The organism is Achromobacter sp. 413638 (assembly GCF_043119405.1).
Classification (GTDB): domain Bacteria; phylum Pseudomonadota; class Gammaproteobacteria; order Burkholderiales; family Burkholderiaceae_B; genus Achromobacter.
In genome coordinates, this window is record NZ_JBICCO010000135.1 from 1 (window position 1) to 10,877 (window position 10,877).

9 protein-coding genes are annotated in these 10,877 nt (G+C 68.9%); 6 read left to right on the forward strand and 3 right to left on the reverse strand.

Features of this window, described 5'->3' with window-relative positions:
• The first annotated feature begins 240 nt into the window (after positions 1-240).
• Positions 241-438: a hypothetical protein gene (locus tag ACEU5R_RS30975; protein ID WP_199771083.1), complete on the forward strand. Its 198-nt coding sequence runs from the start codon at positions 241-243 to the stop codon at positions 436-438.
• A 42-nt stretch (positions 439-480) separates the two neighbouring features.
• Positions 481-1,680, forward strand: coding sequence for an amidohydrolase family protein (locus ACEU5R_RS30980; protein ID WP_392413644.1), 1,200 nt, complete (start codon positions 481-483; stop codon positions 1,678-1,680).
• A gap of 17 nt (positions 1,681-1,697) precedes the next feature.
• Here ACEU5R_RS30980 and ACEU5R_RS30985 read toward each other — a convergent pair whose 3' ends face one another.
• Positions 1,698-2,441 (reverse strand): NAD-dependent epimerase/dehydratase family protein, encoded by a 744-nt coding sequence (locus ACEU5R_RS30985; RefSeq protein ID WP_392413646.1) that lies wholly within the window; start codon positions 2,439-2,441, stop codon positions 1,698-1,700.
• Between the two features lie 94 nt (positions 2,442-2,535).
• Between ACEU5R_RS30985 and ACEU5R_RS30990 the strand changes: the two genes are divergently transcribed.
• Genes ACEU5R_RS30990 through ACEU5R_RS31005 form a run of 4 tightly spaced genes read left to right on the forward strand, consistent with a single transcriptional unit; the run spans position 2,536 to position 7,533 of the window.
• Positions 2,536-3,975 (forward strand): PLP-dependent aminotransferase family protein, encoded by a 1,440-nt coding sequence (locus tag ACEU5R_RS30990; RefSeq protein WP_392413647.1) that lies wholly within the window; start codon positions 2,536-2,538, stop codon positions 3,973-3,975.
• A 55-nt stretch (positions 3,976-4,030) separates the two neighbouring features.
• The gene (locus ACEU5R_RS30995) at positions 4,031-5,629 is read left to right on the forward strand and encodes an EAL domain-containing protein (RefSeq protein ID WP_392413649.1); all 1,599 of its coding nucleotides are present in this window, start codon (positions 4,031-4,033) and stop codon (positions 5,627-5,629) included.
• A gap of 45 nt (positions 5,630-5,674) precedes the next feature.
• A complete protein-coding gene (locus ACEU5R_RS31000; protein ID WP_392413651.1) occupies positions 5,675-5,920 on the forward strand; it encodes a hypothetical protein in 246 nt (81 codons plus the stop codon).
• A complete protein-coding gene (locus ACEU5R_RS31005) occupies positions 5,917-7,533 on the forward strand; it encodes a methyl-accepting chemotaxis protein (protein ID WP_392413652.1) in 1,617 nt (538 codons plus the stop codon). The genes ACEU5R_RS31000 and ACEU5R_RS31005 overlap by 4 nt, the downstream gene beginning before the upstream one ends.
• 16 nt (positions 7,534-7,549) lie before the next feature.
• Here the strand turns inward: ACEU5R_RS31005 and ACEU5R_RS31010 are convergent, their stop codons facing one another.
• On the reverse strand, positions 7,550-8,860 hold the full coding sequence (locus tag ACEU5R_RS31010; RefSeq protein WP_392413654.1) for an ATP-binding protein: 1,311 nt from the start codon (positions 8,858-8,860) through the stop codon (positions 7,550-7,552).
• Positions 8,861-8,974: 114 nt separating this feature from the next.
• Positions 8,975-10,738, reverse strand: coding sequence for a DKNYY domain-containing protein (locus ACEU5R_RS31015; protein WP_392413656.1), 1,764 nt, complete (start codon positions 10,736-10,738; stop codon positions 8,975-8,977).
• Positions 10,739-10,877 lie beyond the last annotated feature (139 nt).

A 10,877-nucleotide genomic window follows, 5' to 3' on the forward strand; every position in this document is an offset into this window, starting at 1 on the left:
TGAGAGGCTCGCTGAATTGGAGTACCTGCCGTTTCATACGTTTGTTTTTCCCCTCGCAATCAACGCTGGTGTGCGAATGGCGCCGCCGCCGGGCGTTCCGTATCGCGCGTCGGGCGCGTCTCGGCCGGGGCACGCAAAGAGTATGCCGCCTGACGCGTCCGGTGTCAGGCGCGTTGCGACATTTTTTATCTTTGATGTTGGGGCATGGGGTATTCGCGGGCTTGTTTGTATACTGGACCCATGAACACAAACCTGCACAATCTCAAGCCCGGTTACTACTGGTACACCATGGCCAATGATCCGCTGGCCGTGATCCACATCCACGACGACGGCGGCGCCACGCTCATGGGCACCGATTACCGCCTGACGCCCGAAGGCGTGGCCGACATGGTCCGCCAGGGTGAGCGCTTCTTCTGGATCGAACCGCCTCAGGCCTGATCCGGCTGGCCGGCGGCGCATGCCGCCGGCGGGATATTCCCCATGACCGATTTGCTGCTGAAGAATGTCCGGTCGCCGGATGGAAGGCGCGTGGACGTCGCGATCCGGCGGGGCCGTATCGCGGCTCTGGGCGAGAACGTCGGCTTGGCGCCCGAATGGCGCGCGTTGCCGGTGGAAGAGGGCGGCGGCGCCTTGCTGCTGCCTGGCCTGGTAGAAGGCCATGCCCACCTGGACAAGACCACCTGGGGATCGTCCTGGTACGTCAATGACGTGGGTTCGGCGCTGACGGACCGCATCGACAATGAGCGCGATTGGCGGGCCGCCAGCGGCCACGACGCCCATGTGCATTCGCAGGCCTTGGCGCTGGCCTTCCTGCGGCTGGGCACGACGCGCATCCGCACCCATGTGGACGTGGACACCGAAGCGGGCCTGCGGCACCTTGACGGCGTACTGGCCACGCGCGAGGCGCTCGCGGGCCGGGTCGACATCCAGATCGTGGCGTTTCCGCAGTCCGGGCTGCTCATCCGGCCGGGCACGGCGGAACTGCTGGACCGCGCGCTGGCGGCTGGCGCCGATGTGCTCGGCGGACTGGATCCCTGTGCCATCGACCGCGATCCGGCGCGTTCCCTGAATCAGCTTTTCGATCTGGCCGAGCGTCACGGCAAGCCGCTGGACATACATTTGCATGAGCCCGGCGAGCTGGGGGCCTTCACGCTCGACCTGATGCTGGATCGCTGCCAGGCGCTGGGCATGGCAGGCCGGCTCGTGGTCAGCCACGCGTTCTGCCTGGGCGCCCTGGACGCGCGCCGGCTGGACGGATTGCTGGCGCGCCTGGCCGCGCTGGACGTGGCGCTGCTCACCACCGCGCCGCCGTCGCGGCCGGTGCCGTCGGTGCGCGCCTGCCGCGAGGCGGGCGTGACGATCTTCGGCGGCAACGACGGCATACGCGACACCTGGTCGCCTTATGGCGAACCCGATATGCTGGCGCGCGCCATGCTGATCGGGATGCGCAACGACCTGCGCCGCGACGAGGAAATCGGCTGGGCCCTGGAGTGCGTGACGACATCCTCCGCGCGCGCCTGCGGCTTCGCCGATTACGGCCTGACGCCGGGCGCGCGCGCCGACCTGGCGCTGGTGGACGCGAGCTGCGCGGCCGAGGCCGTGGCGCAGCGCGCGCCGCGCAGGCTGGTGCTGACCGGTGGCGTGGTGGCCGCCCGCTACGGGCTGGACGCCGCTAGCTGAACTGGCGGCGCGCGGCCTTAGGCCGCGATGGCCGGCAGCCCGCTCATGCCGGGACGCCAGCCCAGCGTCGCGCGGGCGCGCGCCGTGCTCACTTCCGATTCGTCCTCGGCGATATTGAACACGCCGCCGCCATGGCGCAGCGCCAGCAGCGCCGCCCAGGCGGCGCCTTCCACATGCAGCGCGTTCGTCGCGGGCCGGGCGGTCGCGCCGGTGCCGGGACCATATAGCCGGCCGTAACGCAGCACCGTGCCCGTGATGCCGGGCGCGCCCAGCACCTGTCGTTCCAGTGCAACCACACCCATCACGCTGACGCGCCGGTCGCCCTGAGCGTCCAGGTCCAGCGCTTGCTCCTCGTCGCAGGGGCGGACCGCCTGCGGCGCATAGATCCAATCGATGCTCTGGGCCACCAGCGTTTCGCTGCCGGCGGCCAGCGCCGCAGCGACCAGGTTGCGCGTGCCTTCGTCGCGGATGCGCGCATTGCGCCGCGCGGCCTCGCCGGCGCGGGCGGGGTCGCCCAGCAGCGCCAGGTCGGTCAGCTGGTGCATGACTTGGCGCGGCCGGATGCGGGCGAGCGTGGTCCGCAAGGCGGACGAGTCGAACACATCCACTACGACGGGCGTCGCGCCGGCGGCTTCGAGGGCCGCGCAGCGATCGGCGTTGCGGGTGGCGCCGTGCACCTCGTAGCCGGCCGCGCGCAGCAGTGGGATCAGCGCCGTGCCAATGGCGCCCGTGGCGCCCGCCAGGAAAATTCGGTCTTGCATTGCGATGGCCCCATGGGATCCGTTGTTCATGTCGCCAGAATAGGGCTACCATGGCTCAGTTGAAAGAGCCATATCTGTACAAGAATACTGGTCCATGAAAAGCCCTCCCCGTACCCCGCTGCCGGACCTGGAACGTCGCCAGGGCGAGCCCTTGTACCGCCAGATATACCGGCGCTTTCGCGATGCCATCGAGCAGGGCCTGCTGGCGCCGGGCGACCGGGTGGCGTCGGCGCGCAGTCTGGCCAGCGAGCTGGGCGTGGCGCGCGGCACGGTGGACCTGGCCTACAGCCAGCTCATGGGCGAGGGCTACTTCCTGGCCAGGGGCCAGGCCGGCACCGTGGTGTCGCCGCGCCTGCCGGCCGCGGCGCGGATGCCCCGCCGGCCGGCACAGGCCGCCATGGCGCCAGCGCCCGGCGTGGCGGCCATGCATGGCTTTGACGCCGCGCCGCCGCCGTTCCAGCTAGGCATGCCGGCGCTGGATGCCTTTCCTCGCAAGCAGTGGCTGCGGCTGGCGGCCAGGAGGTTGCGCGCCCTGAGTCCGGCCGATATGGCTTATGGCGATCCGGCCGGCTACTGGCCCTTGCGGCAGGCGATCGCGGCCTATCTGTCGGTTTCGCGCGGCGCGGCCTGCGAACCGGGGCAGGTCTTCGTCACGGCGGGCCATCGGGCCAGTCTGGCATTGCTGGCGCGCGCGCTGCTGGCGCCCGGCGATCCGGTCTGGGTGGAAGAACCGGGTTTCGCGCCGCCCTGCGAGGTTCTGGAGCGTCACAGCTGCCGTCTCGTGCCGGTGCCGGTCGATGGCGAAGGTCTGATTGTGGAGGCCGGACGCCAGCGGGCGCCAGGGGCGCGCATGGCGCTCGTCACGCCGTCGCATCAAGCGCCGTTGGGCGTCTCGATGAGCCTGGCCCGGCGGGCCGAGCTGCTGGGCTGGGCGACGCAGGCCGGCGCCTGGGTGGTCGAGGACGACTACGATGGGGAATACCACTACGCCGGCCCGCCGCTGCCCGCACTCAAGAGCCTGGATGCGCATGACCGTGTCATCTACACGGGCAGCTTCTCGAAGGTGCTTTACCCGGGGTTGGCGCTGGCCTACCTGGTGGCGCCCGCGCCGCTGGTCCAGGCCTGCGGGCAGGCGGCCGCGACCGGGTCCAATGGTTGCCCCAAGCTGGTCCAGGCCATCGTCGCCGATTTCATGGCCGAGGGGCATTTTTCCCGTCATCTCAAGAAGATGCGCCAGCTGTACGGCCGCCGCCGGCGTCTGCTGGCGGCGGCGCTGCGGCAGGTGTTCGGCGACGGCGCCGAGATCGGGCTGGCGCAGGGCGGTATGCACCTCATCGTCCGGCTGCCGGAATATGGCGACGACGCCGCGCAGGCGCGACGCGCCCAGGCGGCGGGCCTGAACGCCCAGCCTCTGTCGGCGCGCTATGCAGGGGAAGCGACGCGGCAGGGACTGTTGCTGGGATTCACGAATCTGGCCTCCGAGGATGAGACATTATTGCGTGTACGGCAGCTAAGACGCGCGCTTGACGTATAAAGCGTGTAAAAGCCTAAAACCTCGCCGCAGAAGCGAACTCTAGAGACCCGCCCCGATGCCGCGCAAGTATGTGATCGGAATTGCCGTGTTGCTGGCCGCAGCGGGCGCCTTCCTGCCGATCGGCTTCGCGCTGCAAATGTCGTGGTCGCGCGCGGTGGCGCTGGAGCAGCAGAGCCTGGACAACCAGGCGCAGCGCATCCTCAAGTACACGCAAGGCATGCTGGACCAGACGGTGGAAGTGCTGCACCGGCTGAACGCCATGCGGATCGATCCCTGTTCGCCGCAGCACGTGCGGATGATGCAGACCTTGTCGCTGCAGGAACGTTCCATCGATGAGCTGGCCTACGTCGCGGACGGCTACGTGCGCTGCACCAGCTGGGGCATACCGGACGATCAGGCGCGGCTTGAGCCGCCGCATCTGCACCTGAAGAACGGCGCCGCGCTGCGGCTGGACGCCGTGCCGGTGGTGAGTCCGGGCCTGCGCATGGTGGCGGTGCGCTACGGCGACTACAGCGCGTTGATCGAGCCCGGCCGGTTCACCCAGCTGACGCCGACCGATGGCGTGCAGATGGCGCTGGTGCTGCCGGGCTCGGGCATGCTGGGCAGCCACAACCATCCCGACCTCATGCTGGTGGCGCAGGCGCTCAACGGCGGCAAGCTCGACGTGGAAGAGGACTACCTAACCGCCGTCGCGCGCGGTGACGACATTACCGTGGTCCTGCTCGAACCCGCCAGCGAGGCCCTGAGTTCCCTGCGGCGCGAACGCAATCTCTGGCTGCCGATGGGCGGCATGACCGCGCTGGTCATGATCGGCCTGGTGTGCTGGCTGTCGCGCCGGCGCCTGTCGCTGGCGGGCGAGCTGGCCACCGCGGTCAGCCGGCGCGAGCTGGCGGTGCACTACCAACCCATCATCGACCTGCGTTCGGGCCGCTGCGTGGGCGCCGAGGCGCTGGTGCGCTGGCAACGTCCCGGCGGCAAGCAGATGCGGCCGGACGTGTTCATCGCCATCGCCGAGGAAAACGGCATCCTGCCTCGTATCACGGCCGAGGTGTTCCGGCTGGTGATCCGGGACATGGAGGAGTTGCTCGCCGTCGACCGAGGCGTGCATATCTCGGTCAACCTGGGCGCCAGCGACATGAAGGACGGCGAAGTGCTGCGGGTGCTAGAGCGCATGCTGCTGCACACGTCCATCGAGCCGCGCCAGATCTGGCTCGAGGCCACCGAACGCGGTTTCATGGACGTGGACACCGCCGGTCCCGTCATCGCCGAGGCGCGCCGGCTGGGCCACGCCGTGGCCATCGACGACTTCGGCACGGGCTATTCCAGCCTGGCCTACCTGCAGCGCCTGCCGCTCGATTCGTTGAAAATCGACAAGACCTTCGTCGATGCCATCGGCACCGATTCGGCCACCCACAAGGTCACCGAGCACATCATCGGCATGGCCCGCTCGCTCAATCTGCTGACCGTGGCCGAAGGCATCGAGCGCCAGGACCAGGCCGACTACCTCAAGGCGCGCGAAGTCGATTTCGGCCAGGGCTGGCTGTACGGCAAGCCCATGCCGGCGGCCGAGTTCATCAAGTACTACCTGCGCAACGTGGCCAGCACGCCGCCGCCGCAACGCATGCCGGGCGAAGGCGCGCCGTTGGCCGCCTGAGCCGGCCGCGTCCCGCTTGCGGGATGTCAAGGCGGGCGTCCCGCAATGGCGGGAGACTTCCTGGTCGGCCGCCGCGCCGGCCGCGCAAAGCCCGGAGCTTGGGTCAAAACCTTCTCCATTTCCCGCGATGCCTGCCGGATCGCCGCTGCTAGCATTTCCTGGGTTATTGCGGATATCCACGAACTCAAACGCTCCGCAGGCACTTTTACCGATACACCGACTTTTATCTTGGGGCGGATTTTCCTGACGGCCGGCGGCCCGGCGCCGGCGGGAAAACCGGGGAAGCTATGAAAAACCTGAAATTGGGAACCCGCCTGGCCGGCGGATTCTCCGTCTTGCTCGCCATGATCATCATCATGTGCGTGGTCGGCCTGTTGGGGCTGGCCGAAATCAACCGCTCGGTGGAAACCGTCACGCAGCGCTCGCTGGTCAAGGAGCGGCTGGTCAACGACTGGGCCCGCAACATCCATTCCGGCGTGACCCGCACCACGGCGATCGCCAAGAGCGCCGACGCCAGCCTGGCGACTTTCTTCGCCGACGAGGCGGCCGCGTCCACGCGCAATTCCTCGCAGCTACAGCAGCAGATCGAACCCTTGATCGAAAGCCCCGAGGAAAAGGAGCTGTGGGCCGGCATCGCCAAGGCGCGCCAGGCCTACCTGAGCACGCGCGACACCATCTTCAAGGCCAAGAAGGACGGCGATGTGGCCACCGCCGAGCGCGTGTTCGCCCAGGAATTCCTGCCGGCGACGCGGCAGTTCATCGAACTGATCTCGAAGCTGTCCAGCGTGCAGCGCGCCGATATCGACGCCCGCGCCCAGGATATCCAGGGCGAATACGCCAGCGCCAACCTGTGGATGATCGTGATCGGCGCCATCGGCTTGCTCAGCGGCCTGCTGCTGGCGGTCCTGCTGACCCGCAGCATCACGCACCCGCTGTCGGACGCGCTGGCCGTGGCGCGCACCGTGGCGGCCAATGACCTGACCAGCAACATCGCCGTGCGCTCGCGTGACGAGATCGGCCAGCTGATGCGGGCCTTGCAGACGATGAACGGCAACCTGGCCGCCACCGTCGCCCGGATCCGCGCCGGCGTGGACAACATCGCCTCGGCCTCGGGCCAGATCGCCGCCGGCAATACCGACCTGTCGTCGCGCACCGAGCAGCAGGCCGCGTCGCTGGAACAGACGGCGGCGTCCATGGAAGAGCTGTCCTCCACCGTCAAGCAGAACGCCGACAGCGCGCGCCAGGCCAACCAGCTGGCGGCGGCGGCCTCGGACACGGCGTCGCGCGGCGGCGCCACGGTGTCGGAAGTGGTGGGCGCCATGAGCGCGATCTCGGCCAGCTCGGTGAAGATCGCCGACATCGTGTCGGTGATCGACGGCATTGCCTTCCAGACCAACATCCTGGCGCTGAACGCGGCCGTGGAAGCGGCGCGCGCGGGCGAGCAGGGCAAGGGCTTCGCGGTGGTCGCCGCCGAGGTCCGCACGCTGGCGCAGCGCAGCGCGCAGGCGGCCAAGGAGATCAAGGGCCTGATCGAGGACACCGTCGGCAAGATCGGCCAGGGTTCGGACAGCGCGCAGCGCGCCGGCGCCACCATGCAGGACATCGTCGCCTCGGTGCAGCGCGTGACCGACATCATGGGCGAGATCGCCGCCGCCTCGGCCGAGCAGGCCGACGGCATCGAGCAGGTCAACCGCGCGGTGTCGCAGATGGACGAGGTCACGCAGCAGAACGCCGCGCTGGTGGAAGAGGCCGCCGCGGCGGCCGGCTCCATGCAGGACCAGGCCGCCGACCTGAAGCGCGCCGTCAGCGCCTTCCGCCTGCCGGGCGGCGGCCAGGTGGTGGAGGTGGAGGGCGAGGCGTCCGCGCTGCCGCAGCCGTCGGCTCTGCGACTGTCTGCGTCCTGAGCGGCAAGCGCCGGCGCTAGTGTGCCTTCGTCCCGGCCGGCCAGCGCAACACGAAGCGCGCGCCGCCCAGCGGGCTGGCGCAGGCTTCGATGCTGCCATTGTGGCTGGCCGCCACCCGCTTGACGATCGCCAGCCCCAGGCCGGCGCCGCCCGTGCCCCGGTCGCGGCTGTCGTCCAGGCGGATGAAGGGCTCGAAGATGTTCTCCCGTTCGGCGGCCGGAATGCCGGGCCCGTCGTCGTCGACGATGAGCTGGAAGCCGCCCTCGGGGCAGCCCGTGACCGAGACGTGCACGTGCCCGTCGGCATAGCGCACGGCGTTCTGCACCAGGTTCAGCAGCGCGCGGCTCATGTAGCGCGGATGCAGGTCGATGTGGTCCAGGTAGCCTTCCTGGATGTGGCATTGCACGTTGCGGGCCTCGGCCTGGAAGGCGACCAGCGCCAGCGCTTCCTTCAGCCAGTCGAGCGTGTCCACGGTCTCGAGCTTGACTGACTCCTCGGCGGGCCGTTCCAGGCGGGCGTAGACCAGCAGTTCGGCCACCATGCCCTGCAGTTCCTCGATGTCCGCGTGCATGTCCTGGATGATCAGGCCGCGCTTGGGCGCGGCCTCTTCGCGCGCCAGCAGGTCGAGTTCGAACGACAGCCGCGCCAGCGGCGTGCGCAGTTCGTGGGAAACGGCGTTGGTCATGCTGCGCTGGTTCTCGATCAGCGCCGAGATCCGCGAGGCCATCTGGTTGAAGGTTTCGCCGATGTGGCGAATGCCGGCGATGCGCGAGAGCCGCACGCGTATGCCCAGGTCGCCCTGGCCCATGCGCAGCGCGGCGTTGCGCAGCGCGTCCATGTCGCGCCAGACCGGCAGCGCCCACAGCAGCAGCAGCGTGGCCGTCAGCAGCAGGCTCAGCACGATCCAGGCGCCCCAGGTCAGCGCCTTGTCCATCGGGTCATCGCCCGGCAGCTTCACTTCCAGCCATTGCCGGGGCTCGCCGGGCAGCGGCATGACGACGGTCTCGAAGTCGTCGCGCATCAGGAAACCGGCGGTGTCGATCTGGCGGAATTCGTTCTCGGTGGGCTGGACCTGGGCGTCCGCCAGCAGCCGCAGCTCCAGGCCGTAATGGGGCAGGACCTGCTGCAGCAGAAAGGTGGCGCGGTCGGCAGGGGCGACGGGGTCCAGGTCCTTGTGCAGCGCGTACACCTGGCCGCGCATGGTGCGCACGGCCAGGTCTTCGACCATGGGCTCGACCAGATAGCCCAGGCCGCGGTTCACGATCTGGTACGCGACGGCGAAGCTGATGACGGCGACGACGAAGACGCGGAGGATGAATTTGAGCATCGGCGACGCGGAGCCGTGGGGACTCCGGAATTGGGCGCTTGGGGTGCGCCGCCGTATTTTATGTTGAATTCACCCGCCGGCCTGGCGCCGGCCACCCCGGCCGGCCGCGCGCGGTCAGGAGTCGGCGGCGTCGTCCTGACTCATGACCGGCTCTTCGAACAGATAGCGCCGGCGCCGGTCGTGCGCCGTGCTCATGTCGTCGGCGACGAAGCTGGCCGCGTCCGCGCCGGGAATCCGTTGGTCGCGGAAGTAGACGGCGTCGTCCTGGCGCGCGTAGTCGGAGTCGGCCAGCACGTCGAATCTGGCCGGATCGGCTTGCGCAATCCGTTTCTCGCAGTGATAGACGTGGACGCCATCCGTCCAGAAGAACACACCCATGAGCTTGATGGCGCGGGGCGTCACGCCGTGTAGCGGTTCGCCGTTGAGCCAGATTTGCTGTTCGTCGTCGCTGAGAATGGCGTGCGGCAGGACGTGCCTGATCCGGAAGCGCGCCGGATCCGCGTCCTGCAGAATCCGCAGATCCGGATGGGAATGGATGCCGTCCATCTCGTGGCGCAGCAGGTAGACGCGCCTGTCGTCCGCGTACAGATCGTGGCCGATATGGCGCAATGTGGCGGCATCGGGCTGGCGCCGGATTGCCTGCCCGCGATGAAAGACCCGCCCGTTGTTGAGGCTCAGCGCGCCCAGGTCCGTCGTCATGCCGGGAAGCGCGCCCTCCAGGCGCAGCAGGCCCTGGGCCGCCTGGACGTAGACGGATTCGCCATCCTCGAACAGGCTGTCTTGCACGTGGGCGAACGACTTTCCGAGCACCCGGGTGGGGCGCAGGTATTCGTAGTCGTAGGCCTTTTCCCACGTGGGGATGCCGTCCTGCGAGGCAATGCCCTCCAGGACGCGCGCGACATTGGCCGGGGTGTTTCCGCCCAGCGGGTAGTTCGCCTCGTCCGGCGCGTTCCCGCCATCGGGATAGTCCATGCACGCGACGGTCCAGACGGTGTCGCCGCAACGCAGCAGCGGTTCGCCGTCCGAACCGAACGGCCGCCAGCCTTGCATGGCGGTTCCGGATTCAAGCGCCTGTACGGGCACGACCCCCACCATGGGGCGGTGGTACCAGACCTGTCGTCCATCCGTGTAGAACGCCGAGTCCATGGCGTTGGCGGGCGTGACCCGCCGGAAAGTCCGGGGGGCGGCGCCTGGCACAGGCTGGTCGCCGGGCCATCGATACACATGCTCGCCGTCGGTCCAGAAGTGGCTGTCGTAGTGGTGGGGCGCATCCGGGCTGGCTTGCAGCGCGCCCAGCGCCAACTGCTTCTTCAGGGCGCGGGCCAGGGGCGGGAACAGCGCGACCATGAGCCTGCCCGGATCGCCCAGGTTGTCCTGGCTGATCCAATCGTCGAACCATGGGGGCGAGACCCGCGCATGCGCCGGAGCGGGCAGGACGCGCGAGGACTGCTTGCCGATCCCGATGCAGACCAGATCGTCGTCGGCGTTGAACAGGCGGATGAATGAGGGCTGCCTTGCCGTGTAGGCCTGCGCCAGCCCGCGCAGCAGGGCGCAGAGAAAAAGCGCGGACGCCAGGGCGCCGGCCTCATCGCCATACTGGAAGCACGCCGCGAACCGGAGCGCATGCGCCTGCTCGTCGTGCCGGCAGTGCAGGTGCCCATCTTCCCGTCCGAAACTGTCCACGCAGTAGCTGACCAGCGCATCGGCGACGCAGGGTTCCATGGGCGCGGCCAGCTCGGTGAGGCCTGGAGCGCCAAGGCGGACAGACTCCGGCCAGTCATCGAATGCCGCGACGGACTGCGGCGCGGACTTCAGCCATCGGCGCAGCGCCGGGGCGCTGAGGTCGATGTCGGCCACGATGAAAAGCGGTTCAGCCATTGCTTCACGGTCCTCTGCGGATGAGCGGGTCGTCTGCCTGACGGCCTGGCACATGCTAGCAGGGGGTGTGGGTTGGGCAAGCGGGTTGGGCAAGCGGCGCCAGGGCGGCAGATGGCGGCGAGGCGCGAACCAAAGAAAA